This is a genomic window from Pseudomonas paraeruginosa (assembly GCF_003025345.2).
Taxonomy (GTDB): domain Bacteria; phylum Pseudomonadota; class Gammaproteobacteria; order Pseudomonadales; family Pseudomonadaceae; genus Pseudomonas; species Pseudomonas paraeruginosa.
Genome location: NZ_CP020560.1, coordinates 3,144,953 through 3,168,521 on the forward strand (window position 1 = coordinate 3,144,953; position 23,569 = coordinate 3,168,521).

General features: G+C 67.9%; 21 protein-coding genes. 16 read left to right on the plus strand and 5 right to left on the minus strand.

The window, feature by feature from the left end; genetic code table 11:
- Window positions 1-2: 2 nt before the first annotated feature.
- A complete protein-coding gene (locus B7D75_RS14875; RefSeq protein WP_003152950.1) occupies window positions 3-932 on the minus strand; it encodes an SdiA-regulated domain-containing protein in 930 nt (309 codons plus the stop codon).
- Window positions 933-1,120: 188 nt separating this feature from the next.
- On the opposite strand from B7D75_RS14875, the gene B7D75_RS14880 reads away from it, so the two are divergent.
- The 6 genes from B7D75_RS14880 (at window position 1,121) to liuE (ending at window position 8,164) form a co-directional block, all read left to right on the plus strand.
- Window positions 1,121-1,525 (plus strand): MerR family transcriptional regulator, encoded by a 405-nt coding sequence (locus B7D75_RS14880; protein ID WP_058130483.1) that lies wholly within the window; start codon window positions 1,121-1,123, stop codon window positions 1,523-1,525.
- A gap of 48 nt (window positions 1,526-1,573) precedes the next feature.
- Entirely contained in the window at window positions 1,574-2,737 is a 1,164-nt protein-coding gene (liuA, locus tag B7D75_RS14885; RefSeq protein ID WP_003152948.1) for an isovaleryl-CoA dehydrogenase, read from the plus strand.
- A gap of 121 nt (window positions 2,738-2,858) precedes the next feature.
- Window positions 2,859-4,466, plus strand: coding sequence for a methylcrotonyl-CoA carboxylase subunit beta (gene liuB, locus B7D75_RS14890; RefSeq protein ID WP_107114167.1), 1,608 nt, complete (start codon window positions 2,859-2,861; stop codon window positions 4,464-4,466).
- A gap of 13 nt (window positions 4,467-4,479) precedes the next feature.
- Window positions 4,480-5,277 carry a gamma-carboxygeranoyl-CoA hydratase gene (locus B7D75_RS14895; protein ID WP_003088598.1) on the plus strand — a complete coding sequence of 266 codons (798 nt, stop codon included), beginning with the start codon at window positions 4,480-4,482 and terminating at the stop codon, window positions 5,275-5,277.
- Window positions 5,274-7,241 carry a methylcrotonyl-CoA carboxylase subunit alpha gene (gene liuD, locus B7D75_RS14900; protein WP_107114168.1) on the plus strand — a complete coding sequence of 656 codons (1,968 nt, stop codon included), beginning with the start codon at window positions 5,274-5,276 and terminating at the stop codon, window positions 7,239-7,241. The genes B7D75_RS14895 and liuD overlap by 4 nt, the downstream gene beginning before the upstream one ends.
- Before the next feature lie 20 nt (window positions 7,242-7,261).
- On the plus strand, window positions 7,262-8,164 hold the full coding sequence (liuE, locus tag B7D75_RS14905) for a bifunctional 3-hydroxy-3-isohexenylglutaryl-CoA lyase/hydroxymethylglutaryl-CoA lyase (protein WP_058175304.1): 903 nt from the start codon (window positions 7,262-7,264) through the stop codon (window positions 8,162-8,164).
- A 67-nt stretch (window positions 8,165-8,231) separates the two neighbouring features.
- On the opposite strand, the gene B7D75_RS14910 is transcribed toward liuE, so the two are convergent.
- Window positions 8,232-9,035 (minus strand): IclR family transcriptional regulator, encoded by an 804-nt coding sequence (locus tag B7D75_RS14910; RefSeq protein WP_058146024.1) that lies wholly within the window; start codon window positions 9,033-9,035, stop codon window positions 8,232-8,234.
- Window positions 9,036-9,195: 160 nt separating this feature from the next.
- Between B7D75_RS14910 and hmgA the strand changes: the two genes are divergently transcribed.
- The 10 genes from hmgA to B7D75_RS14960 all read left to right on the plus strand — a co-directional run bounded on the left by hmgA (window position 9,196) and on the right by B7D75_RS14960 (window position 19,771).
- On the plus strand, window positions 9,196-10,494 hold the full coding sequence (gene hmgA / locus B7D75_RS14915) for a homogentisate 1,2-dioxygenase (RefSeq protein WP_058136216.1): 1,299 nt from the start codon (window positions 9,196-9,198) through the stop codon (window positions 10,492-10,494).
- Window positions 10,495-10,498: 4 nt separating this feature from the next.
- The gene (gene fahA / locus B7D75_RS14920; RefSeq protein WP_012076025.1) at window positions 10,499-11,797 is read left to right on the plus strand and encodes a fumarylacetoacetase; all 1,299 of its coding nucleotides are present in this window, start codon (window positions 10,499-10,501) and stop codon (window positions 11,795-11,797) included.
- The gene (gene maiA / locus B7D75_RS14925; protein ID WP_107114169.1) at window positions 11,794-12,432 is read left to right on the plus strand and encodes a maleylacetoacetate isomerase; all 639 of its coding nucleotides are present in this window, start codon (window positions 11,794-11,796) and stop codon (window positions 12,430-12,432) included. Before fahA ends, maiA begins: the two co-directional genes overlap by 4 nt.
- An 84-nt stretch (window positions 12,433-12,516) precedes the next feature.
- On the plus strand, window positions 12,517-13,869 hold the full coding sequence (locus B7D75_RS14930) for an MFS transporter (RefSeq protein ID WP_058134817.1): 1,353 nt from the start codon (window positions 12,517-12,519) through the stop codon (window positions 13,867-13,869).
- A 68-nt stretch (window positions 13,870-13,937) separates the two neighbouring features.
- Complete coding sequence (gene hbcR / locus B7D75_RS14935; RefSeq protein ID WP_107114170.1) at window positions 13,938-15,383, plus strand: sigma-54-dependent transcriptional regulator HbcR; 1,446 nt, start codon at window positions 13,938-13,940, stop codon at window positions 15,381-15,383.
- 260 nt (window positions 15,384-15,643) lie between these two features.
- Window positions 15,644-17,035 (plus strand): GntP family permease, encoded by a 1,392-nt coding sequence (locus B7D75_RS14940; RefSeq protein ID WP_034080558.1) that lies wholly within the window; start codon window positions 15,644-15,646, stop codon window positions 17,033-17,035.
- A 33-nt stretch (window positions 17,036-17,068) separates the two neighbouring features.
- Window positions 17,069-17,839 (plus strand): 3-hydroxybutyrate dehydrogenase, encoded by a 771-nt coding sequence (gene bdhA, locus B7D75_RS14945; RefSeq protein WP_058175299.1) that lies wholly within the window; start codon window positions 17,069-17,071, stop codon window positions 17,837-17,839.
- Between the two features lie 272 nt (window positions 17,840-18,111).
- On the plus strand, window positions 18,112-18,807 hold the full coding sequence (locus B7D75_RS14950) for an RraA family protein (RefSeq protein WP_034080560.1): 696 nt from the start codon (window positions 18,112-18,114) through the stop codon (window positions 18,805-18,807).
- 30 nt (window positions 18,808-18,837) lie between these two features.
- Window positions 18,838-19,371, plus strand: a complete 534-nt coding sequence (locus B7D75_RS14955) for a type 2 periplasmic-binding domain-containing protein (protein ID WP_107114171.1) — start codon at window positions 18,838-18,840, stop codon at window positions 19,369-19,371.
- Between the two features lie 31 nt (window positions 19,372-19,402).
- A complete protein-coding gene (locus tag B7D75_RS14960; RefSeq protein WP_107114172.1) occupies window positions 19,403-19,771 on the plus strand; it encodes a cupin domain-containing protein in 369 nt (122 codons plus the stop codon).
- A gap of 199 nt (window positions 19,772-19,970) precedes the next feature.
- On the opposite strand, the gene B7D75_RS14965 is transcribed toward B7D75_RS14960, so the two are convergent.
- From B7D75_RS14965 to B7D75_RS14975, 3 genes are all read right to left on the minus strand, one after another.
- The gene (locus B7D75_RS14965; RefSeq protein WP_034080561.1) at window positions 19,971-21,395 is read right to left on the minus strand and encodes a short-chain fatty acid transporter; all 1,425 of its coding nucleotides are present in this window, start codon (window positions 21,393-21,395) and stop codon (window positions 19,971-19,973) included.
- Window positions 21,396-21,609: 214 nt separating this feature from the next.
- On the minus strand, window positions 21,610-22,791 hold the full coding sequence (locus tag B7D75_RS14970) for an acetyl-CoA C-acetyltransferase (protein ID WP_003121716.1): 1,182 nt from the start codon (window positions 22,789-22,791) through the stop codon (window positions 21,610-21,612).
- 98 nt (window positions 22,792-22,889) lie between these two features.
- On the minus strand, window positions 22,890-23,546 hold the full coding sequence (locus B7D75_RS14975; protein WP_107114173.1) for a CoA transferase subunit B: 657 nt from the start codon (window positions 23,544-23,546) through the stop codon (window positions 22,890-22,892).
- Between the last annotated feature and the right edge of the window lie 23 nt (window positions 23,547-23,569).

The following is a 23,569-nucleotide window of genomic DNA, read 5'->3' on the forward strand; positions in this document are numbered from 1 at the left end:
ACCTAGCGGCCCGCCCGCAACGGACGGCTGAAGCGGTAGAACAGGTTGGGTTCGCTGACCAGGTACAGATTCCCCCGATCATCCATCGCCAGCCCCTCGGCCTGCGGCACGTCGTCCGCCAGGCCGTGGTTGCCGGCGCGCAGGGTCAGGCCTCCGAGCGGGCGCCCGGCGCGATCCAGTTCGATGACCAGGCGCGACTCGTCGGAGAGCACCAGCAGGTGATCGCTGGCCTTGTGATAGTAGAGGCTGGAGAGGTCGGTGAGGAACAGCCCGCGATCGCGCCGCGGGTCGCCGCCAACGCTCAGGTCGAGCGCCTCGCCGCGGTCGTTGAAGAAACCGTTGACCTCGATGATACCCACCGGCGCCTTTTCCCGGGCCACGAACAGGCGCTGGCGCAACGGGTCGTAGGCCAGCCCCTCGAAACCCTTGTTGCGTTTGCTTTCCAGCCCCAGCGAGAGCTTGCGGGCGTTGCGCGGGTCGTCGATATGGATCTCCCGCGCGCCGGCATCCACATGGATTTCCACCAGGCGCTGGCGGCGCTCCTCGGCCACCACGTAGACACCGGGACGGACGTATTCGATGGCCTCCGGGTCCCGGAAACCACGCAGCGGAATACGCCGCAACAGCTCACCGTCCAACGACAGTTCGAGGAAGTGCGGGTCCTGGTTGGTCACGCTGACCAGGCTGCGCCGGTCCGGGTCGAAGGACAGCGCCGAGACGTTGGCTTCGGCGCCGAGCACACGGGCCTCGATGTCGACCCGGAAGTCGGCCAGACCCAGCGCCCGCTCCCGCCCTGCGACGTCGCCATGGCGCTGTTCCAGCTTGAACCAGATACGCTCGAACGTGCGCTGCTGCTGGGCCGCCACGAGCGCCGCGGACAATGCGGCGAGCAGGCAGGCCAGGACCACCCTGTAGGACACCAGCCGACTCATCACGACTCCTCCGGAAAAAACGCGTTCGGTGAAGCAGAACAGAGCCATCCGTGTCCTTTCATGAGGAGCAGGTTAAATCTTTCTGACAAGCATCTTTCATGCTTGTCATTTTTCCCGGCGCGGGCCGTTGACAGAAAACCGGCACATCTTTACGTTAACGTAAAGGTAAACGAGCAGGTGCCCCGCGCATGTCCACCACCTACACCATTTCCGATCTCGCCCGCGAGCTGGACATCACCACCCGCGCCATCCGCTTCTATGAGGAGCAAGGCATGCTCTCTCCCGAGCGGCGCGGCCTGGAACGTATCTACTCGCCGCGCGACAAGGTCAGCCTGAAGCTGATCCTGCGCGGCAAGCGCATCGGCTTTTCCCTCGCCGAGTGCCGCGAGCTGATCGAGCTCTACGACCCGGACCCGAGCAGCGGCAACCAGAAACAGTTGAACACCATGCTGGAAAAGATCGCCGAGCGCCGCGCCCAGCTGGAACAGCAGTTGCTGGATATCGAACAGATGCAGCTGGAACTCGACACCGCCGAAGAGCGCTGCCGCGCCGCCCTGGTGAAAACCGATATTAAACAGAAGGTTACTTCTTAAACTTCATCCGAAGCTTTAAACCGGACAAGCACAATTACAGGTGAAAGCATGACCTACCCCAGCCTCAACTTCGCCCTCGGCGAAACCATCGACATGCTCCGCGACCAGGTTCGCGGCTTCGCCGCCGCCGAGTTGCAGCCGCGCGCCGCGCAGATCGACCAGGACAACCAGTTCCCCATGGACATGTGGCGCAAGTTCGGCGAGATGGGCCTGCTCGGCATCACCGTCGACGAGGAGTACGGCGGTTCGGCGCTGGGCTACCTGGCCCACGCCGTGGTCATGGAGGAGATCAGCCGGGCCTCGGCCTCGGTGGCGCTGTCCTATGGCGCGCACTCCAACCTCTGCGTCAACCAGATCAAGCGCAACGGCAACGCCGAACAGAAGGCCCGCTACCTGCCGGCACTGGTCTCCGGCGAGCATATCGGCGCGCTGGCGATGAGCGAACCCAACGCCGGCTCCGACGTGGTGTCGATGAAGCTGCGCGCCGACCGCGTCGGCGATCGCTTCGTTCTCAACGGCAGCAAGATGTGGATCACCAACGGTCCCGACGCCCATACCTACGTGATCTACGCCAAGACCGACATGGACAAGGGCGCGCACGGGATCACCGCGTTCATCGTCGAACGCGACTGGAAAGGCTTCAGCCGCGGGCCGAAGCTGGACAAGCTGGGCATGCGCGGCTCGAACACCTGCGAGCTGATCTTCCAGGACGTCGAGGTGCCCGAGGAAAACGTCCTCGGTGCGGTCAACGGCGGGGTCAAGGTGCTGATGAGCGGCCTCGACTACGAACGCGTGGTGCTTTCCGGCGGCCCGGTGGGAATCATGCAGGCCTGCATGGACGTGGTGGTGCCCTATATCCACGACCGCCGCCAGTTCGGCCAGAGCATCGGCGAGTTTCAACTGGTCCAGGGCAAGGTCGCCGACATGTACACCAGTCTCAACGCCAGCCGCGCCTACCTGTACGCGGTGGCCGCCGCCTGCGACCGCGGCGAGACCACCCGCAAGGATGCCGCCGGAGTGATCCTCTACAGCGCCGAGCGCGCCACCCAGATGGCCCTGGACGCGATCCAGATCCTCGGCGGCAACGGCTACATCAACGAGTTTTCCACCGGCCGCCTGCTGCGCGACGCCAAGCTCTACGAGATCGGCGCCGGCACCAGCGAGATCCGCCGCATGCTGATCGGCCGCGAGCTGTTCAACGAAACCCGCTGAAGCCTGGCTTCCGCGGCCCTTTCCCGGAAGGGAGAAGGCATTCCACTGCATCGACAGGCGCATCGCCAGGCCGGGAACCGGCGCAAGCCGGTTCCGGCCACCTCGACACGGAGCCGCCGCCATGGCCATCCTGCACACCCAGATCAACCCACGCTCCGCCGAGTTCGCGGCCAACGCCGCGACCATGCTGGAACAGGTCAACGACCTGCGCACCCTCCTCGGCCGCATCCACGAAGGCGGCGGTAGCGCCGCCCAGGCCCGGCACAGCGCGCGCGGCAAGCTGCTGGTGCGCGAACGCATCAACCGCCTGCTCGACCCCGGCTCGCCGTTCCTCGAGCTTTCCGCGCTCGCCGCCCACCAAGTCTACGGCGAAGACGTCGCCGCCGCCGGCATCGTCGCCGGCATCGGCCGGGTCGAAGGGGTGGAATGCATGATCGTCGGCAACGACGCCACGGTGAAAGGCGGCACCTACTACCCGCTGACCGTGAAGAAGCACCTGCGCGCCCAGGCCATTGCCCTGGAGAACCGCCTGCCGTGCATCTATCTGGTGGACTCCGGCGGCGCCAACCTGCCGCGCCAGGACGAGGTGTTCCCCGATCGCGAGCACTTCGGCCGGATCTTCTTCAACCAGGCCAACCTGAGTGCCCGTGGCATCCCGCAGATCGCCGTGGTGATGGGCTCCTGCACCGCCGGCGGGGCCTACGTACCGGCGATGTGCGACGAAACCGTGATGGTGCGCGAACAGGCCACCATCTTCCTCGCCGGGCCGCCGCTGGTGAAGGCCGCCACCGGCGAGGTGGTCAGCGCCGAGGAACTTGGCGGCGCCGACGTGCACTGCAAGGTCTCCGGGGTCGCCGACCATTACGCCGAGGACGACGACCATGCCCTGGCCATCGCCCGCCGCTGCGTCGCCAACCTCAACTGGCGCAAGCAGGGCCGGCTGCAATGCCGTGCGCCGCGTGCGCCGCTGTACCCCGCCGAGGAGCTGTACGGGGTGATTCCCGCCGACAGCAAGCAGCCCTACGACGTGCGCGAAGTGATCGCGCGGCTGGTGGACGGCTCCGAGTTCGACGAGTTCAAGGCGCTGTTCGGCACCACCCTGGTCTGCGGCTTCGCCCACCTGCACGGCTATCCGATCGCGATCCTGGCCAACAACGGCATCCTCTTCGCCGAGGCTGCGCAGAAAGGCGCGCACTTCATCGAACTGGCCTGCCAGCGCGGCATCCCGCTGCTGTTCCTGCAGAACATCACCGGTTTCATGGTCGGCCAGAAGTACGAGGCCGGCGGCATCGCCAAGCACGGCGCCAAGCTGGTGACCGCGGTGGCCTGCGCGCGGGTGCCGAAGTTCACCGTGCTGATCGGCGGCAGCTTCGGCGCCGGCAACTACGGCATGTGCGGGCGCGCCTACGACCCGCGCTTCCTGTGGATGTGGCCGAACGCGAGGATCGGCGTGATGGGCGGCGAACAGGCCGCCGGGGTGCTCGCCCAGGTCAAGCGCGAGCAGGCCGAGCGCGCCGGCCAGCAGCTCGGCGTCGAAGAGGAGGCGAAGATCAAGGCGCCGATCCTCGAGCAGTACGAGCATCAGGGCCATCCCTACTACTCCAGCGCGCGACTGTGGGACGACGGCGTGATCGATCCGGCGCAGACCCGCGAGGTACTCGCCCTGGCGCTTTCCGCCGCCCTCAACGCCCCCATCGAGCCGACCGCCTTCGGCGTGTTCCGCATGTGACGAGCAGACCAGCATGAGCGAATTCCAGACCATCCAGCTTGAGATCGACCCGCGCGGCGTAGCCACCCTGTGGCTGGACCGGGCGGAAAAGAACAATGCCTTCAATGCCGTCGTGATCGACGAACTGTTGCAGGCCATCGATCGCGTCGGCAGCGACCCGCAGGTCCGCCTGCTGGTGCTGCGCGGCCGTGGCCGGCACTTCTGCGGCGGTGCCGACCTGGCCTGGATGCAGCAGTCGGTGGACCTCGACTACCAGGGCAACCTGGCCGACGCCCAGCGTATCGCCGAACTCATGACCCACCTCTACAACCTGCCCAAGCCGACCCTGGCGGTGGTCCAGGGCGCGGTATTCGGCGGCGGGGTCGGCCTGGTCAGTTGCTGCGACATGGCCATCGGCAGCGACGACGCGACCTTCTGCCTGTCCGAGGTACGCATCGGCCTGATCCCGGCGACCATCGCCCCGTTCGTGGTCAAGGCCATCGGCCAGCGCGCCGCGCGACGCTATTCGCTGACCGCCGAGCGCTTCGACGGACGCCGCGCCAGCGAACTTGGCCTGCTCAGCGAAAGCTGTCCCGCCGCCGAACTGGAAAGCCAGGCCGAGGCCTGGATCGCCAACCTGCTGCAAAACAGCCCGCGCGCCCTGGTGGCCTGCAAGGCGCTCTACCATGAGGTCGAGGCCGCCGAACTGAGCCCGGCGCTACGCCGCTACACCGAAGCGGCCATCGCCCGCATCCGCATCAGCCCGGAAGGCCAGGAAGGCCTGCGCGCCTTCCTGGAGAAACGCACGCCCGCCTGGAGAAACGACGCATGAGCCCGGACTACCGCAGCATCCAGCGCATCCTGGTCGCCAACCGCGGCGAGATCGCCTGCCGGGTGATGCGCAGCGCGCGCGCCCTCGGCATCGGCAGCGTCGCCGTGCACAGCGAGATCGACCGCCACGCCCGCCACGTCGCCGAAGCCGACATCGCCGTCGACCTGGGCGGCGCCAAGCCCGCCGACAGCTACCTGCGCGGCGACCGGATCATCGCCGCCGCTCTCGCCAGCGGAGCCCAGGCGATCCATCCCGGCTACGGCTTCCTCTCGGAGAACGCCGGCTTCGCCCGCGCCTGCGAGGAAGCCGGCCTGCTCTTCCTCGGGCCGCCGGCGGCGGCCATCGACGCCATGGGCAGCAAGTCGGCGGCCAAGGCGTTGATGGAAGACGCCGGGGTGCCGCTGGTGCCCGGCTACCACGGCGAAGCCCAGGACCTCGAGACCTTCCGCCGGGAAGCCGGGCGGGTCGGCTACCCGGTGCTGCTCAAGGCCGCCGCTGGCGGCGGCGGCAAGGGCATGAAGGTGGTGGAGCGCGAGGCCGAGCTGGCCGAGGCCCTCTCCTCCGCACAGCGCGAGGCCAAGGCCGCCTTCGGCGACGCGCGGATGCTGGTGGAGAAATACCTGCTCAAGCCGCGCCACGTGGAGATCCAGGTGTTCGCCGACCGCCACGGCCACTGCCTGTACCTCAACGAACGCGACTGTTCGATCCAGCGCCGCCACCAGAAGGTCGTCGAGGAAGCCCCCGCCCCCGGTCTCGGCGCGGAACTGCGCCGGGCCATGGGCGAGGCCGCGGTACGCGCGGCGCAGGCGATCGGCTACGTCGGCGCCGGTACCGTCGAATTCCTCCTCGACGAACGTGGCCAGTTCTTCTTCATGGAAATGAACACCCGCCTGCAGGTCGAGCACCCGGTCACCGAGGCCATCACCGGCCTCGACCTGGTCGCCTGGCAGATCCGCGTCGCTCGCGGCGAGGCGCTGCCGCTGACGCAGGAACAGGTGCCGCTGAACGGCCACGCCATCGAAGTACGGCTCTACGCGGAAGACCCCGAGGGCGGCTTCCTCCCCGCCAGCGGCCGCCTGGCGCTATACCGCGAAGCGGCCGCCGGCCCCGGCCGGCGGATCGACAGCGGAGTACGCGAAGGCGACGAGGTCTCGCCGTTCTACGACCCGATGCTGGCCAAGCTGATCGCCTGGGGCGAAACCCGCGAGGAAGCCCGCCAGCGCCTGCTGGCGATGCTGGCGGAAACCTCGGTCGGCGGCGTGCGCAGCAACCTGGCGTTCCTCCGCCGCATCCTCGGCCATCCGGCATTCGCCGCCGCCGAACTGGACACCGGTTTCATCGCCCGCCACGAAGCCGACCTGCTGCCGGCGCCAGAGCCGTTGCCGGAGCATTTCTGGCAGGCCGCCGCCGAAGCCTGGTTGCAGAGCGAAGCCGGCTACCGCCGCGACGACGACCCGCATTCGCCGTGGAGCCGCAACGACGGCTGGCGCAGCGCCCTGGCGCGGGAGTCGGACCTGGTGCTGCGCTGCCGCGACGAACGCCGTTGCGTCCGCCTGCGCCACGCCAGCCCCAGCCAGTACCGCCTCGATGGCGACGACCTGGTCAGCCTGGTGGATGGCGTCACCCGTCGCTCGACGGCTTTGCGCCGCGGTTCCCGGCTGTTCCTCGAATGGGCTGGCGAACTGCTGACCATCGAAGCCGTCGACCCGATCGCCGAGGCCGAGGCCGCTCATGCCCACCAGGGCGGTTTGAGCGCGCCGATGAACGGCAGTATCGTGCGGGTCCTGGTCGAGCCCGGCCAGACGGTCGACGCCGGCGCCGCCCTGGTGGTGCTGGAGGCGATGAAAATGGAACACAGCATCCGCGCGCCCCACGCCGGGGTGGTGAAGGCGCTGTATTGCAGCGAGGGCGAACTGGTCGAGGAAGGCACGCCGCTGGTGGAGCTGGACGAGAACCAGGCCTGACAGCCAAGACGAGGAACAGCATGAACCTGCCGAAGAAGGTCCGCCTGGTGGAAGTCGGTCCGCGCGACGGACTGCAGAACGAGAAACAGCCGATCGAGGTAGCCGACAAGATCCGCCTGGTCGATGACCTGAGCGCCGCCGGCCTGGATTACATCGAGGTGGGCAGCTTCGTCTCGCCCAAGTGGGTGCCGCAGATGGCCGGCTCGGCCGAGGTGTTCGCCGGTATCCGCCAGCGTCCCGGCGTGACCTACGCGGCGCTGGCGCCGAACCTGAAGGGCTTCGAGGCGGCCCTGGAGTCGGGGGTGAAGGAAGTGGCGGTGTTCGCCGCCGCGTCGGAGGCCTTCTCCCAGCGCAACATCAACTGCTCGATCAAGGACAGCCTGGAGCGCTTCGTACCGGTGCTGGAGGCGGCGCACCAGCACCAGGTGCGGGTGCGCGGCTACATTTCCTGCGTGCTCGGCTGTCCCTACGACGGCGATGTCGATCCGCGCCAGGTCGCCTGGGTCGCCCGCGAGCTCCAGCAGATGGGCTGCTACGAGGTGTCCCTGGGCGATACCATCGGCATCGGCACCGCCGGCGCCACCCGCCGGCTGATCGAGGCGGTGGCCGGCGAGGTTCCCCGCGAGCGCCTCGCCGGGCACTTCCACGACACCTACGGGCAGGCCCTGGCGAACATCTACGCCAGCCTGCTGGAAGGCGTCGCGGTATTCGACAGCTCGGTGGCCGGCCTCGGCGGCTGTCCCTATGCCAAGGGCGCCACCGGCAACGTCGCCAGCGAAGACGTGCTCTACCTGCTGAACGGCCTGGGGATCGAGACCGGGGTGGACATGCACGCCCTGGTCGACGCCGGCCAGCGCATCTGCGCGGTGCTCGGCAGGAGCAACGGCTCGCGGGCGGCGAAGGCTTTGCTGGCCAAGGCCTGAGAAGCGGCGGATAACCGCGAGCGGTAATCCGCCCTACCCGACGTCACGCCCAGGCTCGGACACTGCGTCATCCACCCTGCGGGCCGTCATACCCCATCCGCCAACTGATAGCCCGGGTCGTCGCCAGCAGCCGTTCCGCCGCCGGCCCCTGTTCCTCGGCCTGGAAGATGCTCGCCGGGCCGACCACCGTGAGTACCGCCGCCACCCGCCCGCGGGCGTCGAACACCGGCGCCGAGAGCGCTTCCACGCCAGGCATCAGCAGGCCGTGGATCGCATGCAGGCCGCGCGCGCGGATGCCTTCCAGCAGCGCCTCATAGGCCGGGGGCGCAGCCAACGGATGGTCGTCGCGGCCGGCCAGTTCCTCGTCGCGCAATTCAGCCACCTCCAGTTCCGGCAGGAAGGCGGCGAACACCAGCCCGGTGGACGAGCCGAGCAGCGGCAGCACCGAGCCGACCTGGGTGACCACCGTCACCGCGCGCACCGCCTGTTCCACCTGCACCACGGTGGCGCCACGGTTGCCCCAGACGGCGAGGAAACAGGTCTCGTTGAGCTGGTCGCGCAGTTCGGCCAGCGGCGCGGCGGCGCTCTTCAGCACGTCCATGCTGTCCAGCGCCGCCAGGCCCACGCGCAGCGCCTCGCGCCCCAGCGAGTAATGGTTGGTGGAGGCGTCCTGGACCGCGAAGCCGCTGGCGATCAACGCCTGCAGGTAGCGATGGACCTTGCTCGCCGGCATGCCCACATGCTCCGCCAGGCGCGACAGCGAGGTCGCCGGCGACAGTTCGGCGAGGGCCTTGAGGATATCGGTGCCGACTTCGGCGGAGCGGACCTTCTGCTTGCCGGAGGTTTCGGCGGGACTGCTGTTCTTTTCCATGGACGCGGGTTCCTGCGGGCGGGGCCGACGTTATAGCTTGACGCTGCTTTCCGCTCAAATTACGTTATGCGTAATTGAATTACGATAAAAATAACGCAGCCAGCGTGCCAGGTCCCCGGCGGATCGGCGGCAAGCTGCCCCACTTCCCCGGAGGCCTCAGATGAACCTCGACTCCACTGCCCTCGCCTATCAATCGGGCTTCGGCAACGAATTCAGCAGCGAAGCGCTCCCCGGCGCCCTGCCGCTCGGCCAGAACTCCCCGCAGAAAGCGCCCTACGGCCTGTACGCCGAACTGCTCTCCGGCACCGCTTTCACCATGGCTCGCAGCGAGGCCCGGCGCACCTGGCTGTACCGCATCACGCCGTCGGCCAAGCACCCACCGTTCCGCCGCCTGGAACGACAGATCGCCGGTGCCGAGCTGGATGCGCCGACTCCCAACCGCCTGCGCTGGGACCCGCTGGCATTGCCCGAGCAACCCACCGACTTCCTCGACGGCCTGCTGCGCATGGCCGCCAACGCGCCCGGCGACAAGCCGGCCGGCGTGAGCATCTACCAATACCTGGCCAACCGCTCGATGGAGCGTTGCTTCTACGACGCCGATGGCGAACTGCTGCTGGTCCCGCAGCTGGGCCGCCTGCGCCTGTGCACCGAACTCGGCGCGCTGCAGGTCGAGCCGCTGGAGATCGCGGTGATCCCGCGCGGGATGAAGTTCCGCGTCGAGCTGCTCGACGGCGAGGCGCGCGGCTATATCGCCGAGAACCACGGCGCGCCGCTGCGCCTACCCGACCTCGGGCCGATCGGCAGCAACGGCCTGGCCAATCCGCGCGATTTCCTGGCCCCGGTGGCGCGCTACGAGGACAGCCGCCAGCCGCTGCAATTGGTGCAGAAATACCTCGGCGAGCTGTGGGCCTGCGAGCTCGACCATTCGCCGCTGGACGTGGTCGCCTGGCACGGCAACAACGTGCCCTACAAGTACGACCTGCGCCGCTTCAACACCATCGGCACGGTCAGCTTCGACCACCCGGACCCGTCGATCTTCACCGTGCTGACCTCCCCCACCAGCGTCCACGGCCTGGCCAACATCGACTTCGTGATCTTCCCGCCGCGCTGGATGGTGGCCGAGAACACCTTCCGTCCGCCATGGTTCCACCGCAACCTGATGAACGAATTCATGGGCCTGATCCAGGGCGCCTATGACGCCAAGGCCGGCGGCTTCGTGCCCGGCGGCGCCTCGCTGCACAGTTGCATGAGCGCCCACGGCCCCGACGCGGAAAGCTGCGACAAGGCCATCGCCGCCGACCTCAGGCCGCACAGGATCGACCAGACCATGGCCTTCATGTTCGAGACCAGCCAGGTCCTCCGGCCGAGCCGTGCCGCCCTCGAGACGCCGGCCCTGCAGAATGACTACGATGCCTGCTGGGCGTCGCTCGTATCCACCTTCAACCCGCAACGGAGATAACCCCATGAACCAGCCAACCCCCACTCGTAGCTGGGTCGCCTCCGCCAATGGGCATGCCGACTTTCCCCTGCAGAACCTGCCGCTGGGCATCTTCAGCCGTGCCGGCCTGAGCCCGCGTTGCGGCGTGGCCATCGGCGACTCGATCCTCGACCTGGAGGCGGCTCTGGCCGCCGGCCTGTTCGAGGGTGCCGCCGGCGAAGCCGCCGAAGCCACCCGTGGCGGTGCGCTGAACGCTTTCTTCGCCCTCGGCAAGCCGGCCCGCGTGGCGCTGCGCCAGCGCCTGCTGGAGCTGCTCGGCGAAGGTGCCGCGGAGCGCCCGGAGCTGCTCCATCCGGCCGCCGAATGCCAAATGCACCTGCCGGCCAGGATCGGCGACTACACCGACTTCTACGTCGGCATCCGCCATGCCGAGAACGTCGGCAAGCTGTTCCGCCCGGACAACCCGCTGCTGCCCAACTACAAGCACGTGCCCATCGGCTACCACGGCCGCGCCTCGACCGTGCGCGTCTCCGGCAGCGAAGTGCGCCGGCCCAACGGCCAGACCCTGCCGGCCGGCGCCAGCGAGCCGGTGTTCGGCCCCTGCGCGCGGCTGGACTACGAACTGGAGCTGGGCATCTGGATCGGCCAGGGCAACGCCCCGGGCGAAGCCATCCCGGTTTCCCGCGCCGCCGAGCACATCGCCGGCTTCTGCCTGCTCAACGACTGGTCGGCGCGCGACATCCAGGCCTGGGAATACCAACCGCTCGGCCCGTTCCTGTCGAAGAGCTTCATCACCAGCGTCTCGCCCTGGGTGGTCACCGCCGAGGCCCTGGAACCGTTCCGCCGCGCCCAGCCAGCGCGCCCCGAAGGCGACCCGCGGCCGCTGCCGTATCTCTACGACGACAACGACCAGGCCCACGGCGCCTTCGACATCGAACTGGAGGTCCTGCTGCTCACCGAGGGCCTGCGCGAGAAAGGCCTGCCGCCGCAGCGCCTGACCCTGAGCAACAGCCTGAGCATGTACTGGACGGTGGCGCAGATGGTCGCCCACCACAGCGTCAACGGCTGCCAGTTGCAGCCCGGCGACCTGTTCGGCTCCGGCACCCTGTCCGGCGCCGAGCCCGGCCAGTTCGGCTCGTTGCTGGAGATCACCGCTGGCGGCAAGCAGCCGGTGCAGCTGGCCTCCGGCGAGACCCGGCGCTTCCTCGAGGACGGCGACGAGGTCATCCTGCGCGCCCGCTGCAAACGCGAGGGGCAGGTCTCGATCGGCTTCGGCGAATGTCGCGGCAAGGTGCTCGCGGCCCATCCGGGGGCGCGCGGATGAAGCTCTATACCTATTACCGTTCCACCTCCTCCTACCGGGTGCGCATCGCCCTGGCGCTGAAGGGGCTGGACTACCAGTCGCTGCCGGTCAACCTGCTCCGCGACGGCGGCGAACACCGCCAACCCGCCTACCTGGCGCTCAACCCACAGGGCCGCGTACCGGCCCTGCAGGTCGACGAGGGCGATCTGCTGATCCAGTCGCCGGCGATCATCGAATACCTCGAGGAGCGCTACCCGCAACCCGCCCTGTTCTCCAGCGATCCGCTGCGCCGCGCCCACGAGCGCGGGGTCGCGGCGCTGGTCGGCTGCGACATCCACCCGTTGCACAACGCCAGCGTGCTCAACCTGCTGCGCCAGTGGGGCCACGACGAAGAGCAGGTCCGGCAGTGGATCGGCCACTGGGTCGGCCAGGGCCTCGCCGCCGTCGAGCAACTGATCGGCGACCAGGGCTGGTGCTTCGGCGACCGGCCGGGCCTGGCCGACGTCTACCTGGTCCCGCAGCTCTACGCCGCCGAGCGCTTCGGCGTGGCATTGGACGCCTGGCCACGGATCCGCCGGGTCGCCGCCCTGGCCGCCGCTCATCCGGCGTTCCGCCAGGCCCATCCGGCCAACCAGCCGGACACCCCGGCCGCCTGAGCGACCGCAGAGTCCCGCTCCTGAAGATAAAGGGGGGCGTCCGCCGGACGCCCCATCACCAATAAGAACCTCAGGTACCTTGCGATGCAGAACCAGATCGCCAGCTTTCGCGCGGCGCTCGACGCGCGCCCCGTGTCCCGCTACCAGTGGCTGTTGCTGCTGCTCCTCGCCCTGTTGCTGGTCACCGATGGCTACGATGCCCAGGTGCTCGGCTACGTGGTGCCGACCCTGGCCCAGGAATGGGGCCTGGACAAGGCCGCGTTCGGCCCGGTGTTCAGCGCCAACCTGTTCGGCCTGACCGTCGGTTCGCTGCTGGTGACGCCGCTGGCGGACCGCTTCGGCATCCGTCGGGTGCTGCTCTGCTGCGTGCTGATCTACGCCAGCCTGACCGTCCTGATGGTCTTCGCCGGTTCCCTGGAAAGCCTGATGCTGGCGCGCTTCGTCTGCGGCATCGGAATGGGCGGGGCAATGCCCAGCGCCATGGCGCTGATGGCCGAGTACTCGCCACCGCGCCTGCGTACCCTGATGGTCACCCTGGCGGCCTGCGGTTTCTCCTTCGGCGGCGCCGCCGGCGGTTTCGTCGCGGCCGCCTTCATGGACGGCTTCGGCTGGCAGGCGGTGTTCCTCGCCGGCGGCGTCACCCCGTTGCTGCTGTTTCCGTTCCTCTGGCTGTTCCTGCCGGAGTCGCTGCCGCGCCTGCTGCGCGACGCGCCGCCCTATATCCGCCTGCGCCAGCTCAGCGAGCGCATGGCGCCGGGCTGGCAGCCGCCGCCGGCACAGGCCGACGCCGAGCCGGCGGCGCGCCTGAGCGTGCTGGAGCTGTTCCGCCACGGCTATGCGCGCCCGACCCTGCTGCTCTGGGCGACCTTCTTCGTCAGCCTGATCCTGCTCTACTTCATGGTCAGCTGGCTGCCCTCGCTGCTCCAGGAAAGCGGCCTGACACGCAATGCGGCGAACCTGGCGACCTCGATGTTCCTCTTCGCCGGCACCCTCGGCGCGATGCTCCTGGCCTGGCTCGCCGACCGCCTGCGCAGCAAGGTGCGCCTGCTGGCGGCGATTCTCGCCGGCGCCGCGCTGTGCACCCTGCTCCTCGGCCTCAACCACGACCAGCCGCGCTGGCTGCTGGCGTTCGTCTTCGCCGCCGGCTTCTGCATCATCGGCGGGCAGCTGACCCTGAACGCCTTCGCCAGCAACTTCTACCCGGCCCAGGTACGCGCCACCGGCACCGGCTGGGCGCTGGGCGTGGGCCGCTTCGGTTCGATCCTCGGCCCGCTGTTCGGCAGCCTGCTGCTGGGCATGCACATATCCGTGGAGAATATCTTCATCCTTGCGGCGATACCCGCCGGGCTCGCCGCGCTGCTGATCCTCCAGGTCCGCTCGCCCGCCGCCCAGGCGCAGCGGGAAAACACCGCCGCGCTGGCCGTCGAGGAATCCTGAGCCTTCACCGAGAGCGGCTTCCCGGCTACAGTGGCGGCCCGTTTCGCCGCCCGCCGCAGGAGCCGCCGATGACCGCTGCCGATAGCCTCCAGGATTACCAGCGCGTACGCCAGCAGGCGATCCGCTCGCTGTTCGAGATCGTCGAAGGCTCCAGCGAAGGCACGGTGATCGTCGACCGCGAGGCGCGCATCGTCTGGATCAACCAGCGCTACGCGCAGCGCTTCGGCCTCGCCGAGCCGGCGCAGGCCATCGGCCGGCCCTGCGAGAGCGTGATTCCCGGCAGCCTGCTGCGCGAGGTGGTGCGCAGCGGCAAGCCGATCCTGCTGGACATGATGGACAGCGCGAAGGACCCCTTGGTGGTGATGCGCCTGCCGATCCACGACGACGCCGGCGAGGTGATCGGCGCCATCGGCTTCGCCCTGCTCGACGAACTGCGCTCGCTGTCGCCGCTGGTGACCCGCTACCTGAGCATGCAGCGCGAACTGGCCTCGACCCGCTCGCAATTGCAGGCGCGCCAGGCCAAGTACAGCTTCAGCCACTTCGTCGGCACCAGTCCGGCCAGCCTGGAAGTCAAGCGCCGCGCCCGCCATGGCGCGGCCAGCGAAGCGCCGGTGCTGCTGCTCGGCGAGACCGGCACCGGCAAGGAACTGCTCGCCCACGCCATCCACAGCGCTTCGCCGCGGGCGCACAAGGCCTTCGTCAGCGTGAACGCCGCGGCGATCCCGGAAAGCCTGCTGGAGGCCGAATTCTTCGGTACCGCACCCGGGGCCTTCACCGGTGCCGAGCGCAAGGGTCGACCTGGCAAGTTGCAGGTGGCCCAGGGCGGCACGTTGTTCCTCGACGAGATCGGCGACATGCCGCTGGCGTTGCAAGGCAAGCTGTTGCGCGTGCTACAGGAGAAAGAATTCGAAGCGGTGGGTTCCAACGAAGTGATCCGCAGCGACATCCGCCTGGTCGCCGCCACCTCCATCGACCTCCAGCAGGCGATGCGCGAAGGCCGTTTCCGCGCTGATCTCTACTACCGGCTGAACGTCCTGCCGATCGAGATCCCGCCGTTGCGCCAGCGCCTGGACGACCTCCCGGCGCTCTGCGAGTCGATCCTCGACAGCCTCGACCATGGCCGTCTCCACGAACTCGGCGGCGACGCCCTGGCGCTGCTCGCCCGGCATGCCTGGCCGGGCAACGTCCGCGAACTGCGCAACGTGCTGGAACGCGCGCTGCTGCTGGCCGACCAGCCGTTGCTGGACGCCGCCGCCCTCGGCGCGGCGCTCGGTCCCCTGCAGCCGTTGCCTGAACTTGCGCAGCCCGGGGACGAGGTGCCGGTCGGCGATTTCCAACGGGCCCGCGAAACCTTCGAGCGCGAGCTGATCGCACGTGCCCTGGCGCAGAGTGCCGGCAATGTGGTGGAAGCGGCGAAACGCCTGGGCCTGGGTCGCTCGACCCTGTACAAGAAGATCGTGGCGCTGGGCATCCGTCTCGATAACGGGACTCGTCTCGAAATCGAGACGAACTGAAACCAGCATAGCCCCGCACCTCGGCTCGAACCCGTCTCCATCTGGAGACAAGACTCTTCCCCGCACGCCCCTTCGCCTCGCCGCAGCCCGCGAAAACCGCGACCTTGTGGCCTGGCACGGTTATCGCTACCGGGCTTTCCGACGGCCCTGCCCCGTTCCAGGCCGTCACGCCGGTGCCCGCACCGTTCGACAACAAGAAACAGGCCCGGAGCGCCCTTCCCCATGCGGAGCGCGCCCGCAGCGCCGTGGAGATATGCCCGATGAGCGTGATCATCGCCCTTGCCGCCCTGGGCCTGCTGATGCTGGCCGCCTACCGGGGCTACAGCGTCATCCTGTTCGCCCCCCTCGCCGCCCTCGGCGCCGTGCTGCTCACCGATCCCGGCGCGGTCGCGCCGACCTTCACCGGGGTGTTCATGGAGAAGATGGTCGGTTTCATCAAGCTCTACTTCCCGGTTTTCCTGCTTGGCGCGGTGTTCGGCAAGCTGATCGAGCTGGCCGGCTTCTCCCGCTCCATCGTCGCCGCGGCGATCCGCCTGCTCGGCACCCGCCAGGCGATGCTGGCGATAGTGCTAGTCTGCGCGCTGCTCACCTACGGCGGCGTCTCGCTGTTCGTGGTGGTGTTCGCGGTCTACCCGTTCGCCGCGGAGATGTTCCGCCAGAGCGACATCCCCAAGCGGTTGATCCCGGCGACCATCGCCCTCGGCGCGTTTTCCTTCACCATGGACGCGCTGCCCGGCACCCCGCAGATCCAGAACATCATCCCCTCGACCTTCTTCGGCACCCACGCCTGGGCCGCGCCCTGGCTCGGCACCCTCGGCGCGCTGTTCGTCTTCGCCGTGGGCATGCTCTACCTGCGACGCCAGGCGAACAAGGCGCGGCGCAACGGCGAAGGCTACGGCAGCGACCTGCGCAACGAGCCGGAGACCGCCGATGACCTGCGCCTGCCCAATCCCTGGCTGGCGCTCTCACCGCTGGTGCTGGTAGGGGTCGCCAACCTGCTGTTCACCCACTGGATCCCGCAGTGGTACGGCCAGGTCCATACCCTGCAACTGGCCGGAATGGCCACGCCGCTGCAGACCGAGGTCGGCAAGCTCACCGCGATCTGGGCGGTGCAGGCGGCCCTGCTGCTGGGCATCCTGCTGGTGCTGGCGAGCGGCTTCGCGGCGATCCGCAGCCGCCTCGCCGAAGGCACCCGCAGCGCGGTGGCCGGCTCGCTGCTGGCGGCGATGAACACCGCCTCGGAGTACGGCTTCGGCGCGGTAATCGCCTCGCTGCCGGGCTTCCTGGTGCTGGCCGACGCGCTCAGGAGCATTCCCAATCCGCTGGTCAACGAAGCGATCACCGTCACCCTGCTGGCCGGCATCACCGGCTCCGCGTCGGGCGGCATGAGCATCGCCCTGGCGGCGATGTCCGACACCTTCATCGCCGCCGCCAATGCCGCGCAGATCCCCCTGGAAGTCCTCCATAGGGTCGCCGCCATGGCCAGCGGCGGGATGGATACCCTGCCGCACAACGGCGCGGTGATCACCCTCCTGGCGGTTACCGGCCTGACCCATCGGGAGGCGTACAGGGACATTTTCGGTATTACCCTGATCAAGACCCTGGCGGTGTTCTTCGTCATCGGACTGTTCTACGCCACCGGCCTGGTCTGATCCGCCCTTTTTTCATCCAGCGGGAGAAACAGCATGACCCTGAAAGGCAAGACCGCCCTGGTCACCGGCTCCACCAGCGGCATCGGCCTGGGCATCGCCCTGAGCCTGGCAGAGGCCGGCGCCGACCTGCTCCTCAACGGCTTCGGCGAGGTCGACGCGGCGCTGGCGCAGGTCCGCGCCCGCGGCGTGCGCGCCGAGCACCACCCGGCCGACCTCTCCAGCCCGGAGCAGATCGGCGAACTGATGGCCTTCGCCGAGCGGACCTTCGGCGGCGTCGACATCCTGGTCAACAACGCCGGCATCCAGTACGTGGCGCCGGTGCAGGAGTTCCCCACGGAACGCTGGGACGCGATCGTCGCGATCAACCTGTCCTCGGTGTTCCATACCACCCGCCTGGCCCTGCCGGGCATGCTCGCGCGCGGCTGGGGGCGGATCGTCAACATCGCCTCGACCCACGGCCTGGTCGCCTCGGCCGGAAAGAGCGCCTACGTCGCCGCCAAGCACGGCGTGCTCGGCCTGACCAAGAGCGTGGCGCTGGAAACGGCGCGCACGCCGGTGACCTGCAACGCCATTTGCCCCGGCTGGGTACTGACCCCGCTGGTGCAGAAGCAGATCGACGCGCGCATCGCCGAGGGCGTCTCGGCCGAACAGGCGCAACACGACCTGCTGGCGGAAAAACAACCCTCGCGGGCCTTCGTCACCCCCGGGCAACTCGGCGGATTGACGCTGTTCCTTTGCAGCGAAGCCGCCGACCAGGTGCGCGGCGCGGCCTGGAACATGGATGGCGGCTGGGTGGCGCAATAGGACTCGCCGGCGCCGCGCCCGCCAACTGGAACAGGGACAGGCCCGGAACATGAAACTCCGGGCCGATCGCGATTCCGGGGACGCCTTTCTCCAAATGAATTCATCTCCATGACTCGGAATGAATTCCGAACAATAGCGAAACGCTATATTCCATATTAGGAACTAGCGTTTGACTCTTTTCTGGCGTCAAATTAAAAAAGCCCTCACATCGAGTTCCCCCTGAAGAAGGGGAATCTGCAACACGGACGAAACTTTCCTGAAGGAGCATCGATGTGAGCCATGAACTTTTCATTGAAATAAGACAGCAGCCAATCAGCACTTCGACTTTCGCCGACCTCCTGGATGCTTATGGTGTCGGCGAAGTTCTCTGTCGAAATATCGTTTCAAGAAACACGCAACGACATTATTTCATAGGGCATGCCTATACGGTGGAATGGGAGCGGGTCAGGAAGACCGGCGACATCACCCGTGCGCAACCTTCCACCTGGGAACAGGTGAAGGACTTCCTCGTCCCGGACCTGAGTTCGGCCAGGGACCTGGTCTACGTCGCCGGAGCCGGCGCGCTGACGACCGACGCCGCGCTGGCGGGGGGCCTGAGTTGCACCTATTTCGCCAAGCTGGGTTTCGAAGGCATCGTCCTCGGTGGCTCCGTCCGCGATGCGGCGGAAGTAAGGGCCCTGACGACCCCCGTCCTGGCCAGCAACTTCACCCCGGTCGATACCCAGGGCGCCTACCGCGTCAGGAGCACGGGGGAAAGCTGCATGATCGAAGGCAGCCGCGTGACGAGCGGCGACGTGGTGGTCTCGGACGACAACGGCACCGTGGTGTTCCCTGCCCCGCTACTCGGCGAACTCTACGAAAAGGCCCTCGAAATCGAGCGGATCGAGGGAGAAATCCTCGCCACCCTGCGTAACGGGCATGACCACAGGAGCCTGGCCAGCCTCGTGGAGGAACGCAACCGCATCTGACCCGGTAAACACCACAGGGAAGAACCAAGGATGAATATCTATACGCTGGGTCCCAGCGGGACCAACTGTGAAAAAGCCGCCCGGCAATATATGGCCAAGAGTGGCTGGAATGGCCAGATCGAACTTCGCGCCACCCTCGAAGAAGCCCTGGATGATTTGCTCGGTTCACAAGAACCGGGAATCCTGATGGGCTGTATCGTTTATCCCAGGCTGCATGAAATCGTATTTCGCCACCTCGATCGCTTGAAACTTGTCGACCACCATCTCATGGATACCTATGACACGGTCTTCGCGCGAAACGGAAATACCACGGTAAAACGAATCGGCTCCCATCCAGCGCCCACCAGTCTGCTGGCAAAGTTAGGGGAGCCTGCAACTTCCGCCGAACTTGTCCTGTGCACTTCGAACAGTGAGGCCGCTCGCCAATGTGCCCTGGGAAATATAGATGGCTGCATCACCACCATCGAGGCGGCGCAGAATAACGAGCTGCATATCGTGGAGAACTTCGGTCCGGTACCGATGGGTTTCAGTATCCACCTGAAAACCGCGACGCCGGTAGCCTGACGATTCCGGACTCATGGAGCCAATGATTCCCATGGAAAAGATCATCGAAAACCTGAAGAAGCATGCGATCAATGCCGACGGCAGCGCCCGTGCCGGCTTCATCCACACCGCGCACTGCACCATAGCTTTCTGGAACCTGGAAAAGGGCGCGGTGATCCCCTGCCACCGGCATGTGCACGAAGCCTGCCCCATCATCATCAAGGGCCGGCTGAAACTGCGGGTCGGCGACGTGACCCATGTGCTCGGCGACGGTCAATGCGCGGTGATCGCCTCGAATGTCGAGCATGAAGCCCTGGCGCTCGAAGCCTGCGAGATACTCGAGATCTACTCGCCGGTGCGGGAGGACTACCAGCAACTGGACTTTCGCAAGGTCGCCTGGGACGTGGTCGCCGAAACCTGATCCGGCGCCTGCGGCGATAGCTGTCCTCCACGCCAGTCATCCCTCCGTGGGCGTTTACCGTCCCAGGCGTTATCCGCCATTGCCCGGCTGGTTCGGCGGATAGCCGCGTTGCGGTCATTCGCCCTACGGCCCCGGCTCCGTGCCCCGGCGTAGGGCGCATAACGCCGCAGGCGTTATCCGCCGTTGTTCCACCGATACGCTACGGCATCACCGGCGGAATGTAGGCCAGGGTGCTGCCCAGGGCCCAGAGCAGCACCAGCACCAACGGGATGTGCACCAGCAGCTGGACGAACGAGAAGCCGATCAGGTCGCGCGCCTTCAGCCCCAGCACGCCGAGCAACGGCAGCATGTAGAACGGGTTGATCAGGTTCGGCAGCGCCTCGGCGGCATTGTAGATCTGTACCGCCCAGCCGAGGTGGTATTGCAGTTCGTTGGCCACCTGCATCACGTACGGCGCCTCGATGATCCACTTGCCGCCGCCCGAAGGAATGAAGAAGCCCAGCACCGCCGAGTACACGCCCATCAGCAGCGCATAGGTATCGTGGGAGGCGATCTGCACGAAGAAGGTCGAGATATGGTGGGCCAGGGTCTCGCCGTCGCTGCCGTTGACCGTCGTCATGATCGCCGCGATCGAGCCGTACAGCGGGAACTGGATCAGCACCCCGGTGGTGGTCGGCACCGCGCGCGCCACCGCATCGAGGAAGCTGCGCGGGCGCCAGTGCAGCAGCGCGCCGAGCATCAGGAACAGCAGGTTATAGGTGTTCAGCCCGGAGATCGCCAGGATCGCCGGCTTGGTCGAGAACTCGTGGGCCAGCCAGCCGCCGGCCAGCAGCACCAGCAGGATGATCAGCAGCGGGCTGTGCTCCAGCCACTCGCCGGGCCGGGTCGGCGCCAGTTTCGCCGGTGCCGTGAAGCTCACGTCGACCCCGCAGGCCTTGGCGTCGCGGGCGCTGGCGGCGCTCGGCGCGGTCATGTAGGCGATCACCAGCGAGACCAGGACCAATGCCAGCAGCATGACTCCTGACTGCCAGAGGAAGATGGTCTCGGTGAACGGGATCACCCCGGTGATCGCCAGGATCGAAGGCGGCAGGCTGGCCGGGTTGGCCTGCAACTGCGCGGCCGATGACGACAGGCCCAGCGCCCACACCGCGCCGAGGCCGAGGTAGGCGGCGGCGCCGGCGGCGCGGTAGTCCATGCGCAACTCTTCGCGGCGCGCCAGGGCGCGTACCAGCAGGCCGCCGAAGACCAGGCTGAGGCCCCAGTTGAGCAGCGAGGCGAGCATCGACACCAGCGCCACCCAGCAGACCGCCGAGCGGCCATTCTTCGGCACTCGCGCGAGCAGATCGATGAGACGCGAGGCGGGGCCTGAGCTGGCTACCACGTAGCCGCCGATGACCACGAAGGCCATCTGCATGGTGAACGGGATCAGGCTCCAGAAACCGTCGCCGAAGGCCTTCGCCGTGGCGGTCGGGCCGGCGCCCATGGCCAGCGCGGCCAGGCTGACGATAAGGATGGCCAGGGCGGCGAACACCCAGGAGTCGGGAAACCAGCGCTCGGCCCAGCTCGAGCAACGCATGGCGAAGCGCGCGGAGCGGCTTTCTTGGATGGGAAGGATAGCGGTCATCGCGGATTCTCTCGGTTTTATTGTTATTCGGCGGCAACGGGGCCGCCTGTGTGTGCGGTACGGCTCCCTGGGCGCCCGACCGTTCCGGGGAACGGAACGGTGCGGCGCCGGTCGGACGGCCAAGGCCGTCCGCCGCTCGTTCCCTGGACACGAGCGCGCCATGCCCCCGCGAAAGGACATGGCGCGATCACGCCGCGAGCGGCCGGTCGATGGATCAGTCGCGGGCCAGGGTCAGGGCGACGCCCTGGCCGCCGCCGATGCACAGGGTGGCGAGGCCCTTCTTCGCGTCGCGACGGATCATCTCGTGCAGCAGGGTCACCAGCACCCGGCAGCCGGACGCGCCGATCGGGTGGCCAAGGGCGATGGCGCCGCCGTTGACGTTGACCCGGGCGGCATCCCAGCCCAGTTCCCGGCCCACCGCCAGGGACTGCGCGGCGAAGGCTTCGTTGGCCTCGATCAGGTCCAGTTGCTCCAGGCTCCAGCCGGCCTTGTCCAGCGCGCGCCGGGTGGCGGAGACCGGGCCGATGCCCATGATCGCCGGGTCGACCCCGGCGCTGGCGTAGCTGGCGATCCGCGCCAGCACCGGCAGCCCCAGGGCCTTGGCCTTGGCCGCGCTCATCAGCAACACCGCGGCGGCGCCGTCGTTGAGGCTGGAGGCGTTGCCGGCGGTGACGCTGCCGTCCTTCCTGAAGGCCGGCTTGAGCTTGGCCAGGGCCTCGACGGTGGTGCCGGCGCGCGGCTGCTCGTCGGTGTCGAAGCTCAGCGGCTCGCCCTTGCGCTGCGGGACCTGGATCGGCGTGATCTCGTCGCGGAAGCGCCCGCCCTCGATGGCGGCGATGGCCTTCTGCTGCGAAGCGGCGGCGAAGGCGTCCTGCTCCTCGCGGGTCAGGCCATACTTCTCCGCCAGGTTCTCGGCGGTGATGCCCATGTGGTAGTCGTTGAAGGCGTCCCACAGGCCGTCCTCGATCATGCTGTCGACCAGCTTCGCATGGCCCATGCGCAGGCCGGTGCGGGCGCCGGGCATGACGTAGGGCGCCAGGCTCATGTTCTCCTGGCCGCCGGCGACGATCACCTCGGCGTCGCCGCAGCGGATCGCCTGGGCGCCCAGGTGCAGGGCCTTGAGGCCGGAGCCGCAGACCTTGTTCAGGGTCATGGCCGGTACGCCGACCGGCAGGCCGGCCTTGATCGCCGCCTGGCGCGCCGGGTTCTGCCCGGACCCGGCGGTGAGCACCTGGCCGAGGATCACTTCGTCGACCTGGCCGGCATCGAGACCGGTCTGTTCGAGCAGGCGGCGGATCACGGCGGCGCCCAGCTCGGGGGCGGGAATGCCGGCCAGCGAGCCCTGGAAGCTGCCGACGGCGGTGCGGGTGGCGGCGACGATGACGACGTCTTGCATGGATGGTTCTCCTGGATTCGCCCGTGGCCGGGCCGAATCGCTGCGGGTGGACGTAGGGGTGGATCGCTGCCCTATCCTACGCCCTCTGGGCCGGGGACTCAGAAGCTCATTTCCGGCACGTGCTCGGGGACGATCAGCTTGCCGGCGGTCTTCGCCACGATCTCCTCGACGCTGACCCCGGGGGCGCGCTCGCGGAGGATGAAGGCGCCGTCCTCGATCTCCAGGTAGGCCAGGTCGGTGAGCACCTTGCGGATGCAGCCGCAACCGGTCAGCGGCAGGGTGCAGTACGGCAGCAGCTTGGACTCGCCGTCCTTGGAGGCATGGGTCATGGTGACGATGATGTTCTCCGCGCCGGCCACCAGGTCCATGGCGCCGCCCATGCCCTTGACCAGCTTGCCGGGGATCATCCAGGAAGCGATGTTGCCGCGCACGTCCACCTCGAAGGCGCCGAGCACGGTGAGATCGACGTGGCCGCCACGGATCATGGCGAAGGACTGCGCCGAGTCGAAGATCGACGCGCCGACGCGGGCGGTCACGGTCTGCTTGCCGGCGTTGATCATGTCCGCGTCGATCTCCGCCTCGGTGGGAAACGCGCCCATGCCGAGCAGGCCGTTCTCCGACTGGAGCATCACGTCGATGCCCTCCGGCACGTAGTTGGCCACCAGGGTCGGGATGCCGATGCCGAGGTTGACGTAGTAGCCGCCCTTCAATTCGCGCGCCACGCGCTGCGCCATCTGTTCGCGGGTAAGTGCCATCTGGGGAAACCTCTTGTCGTTGT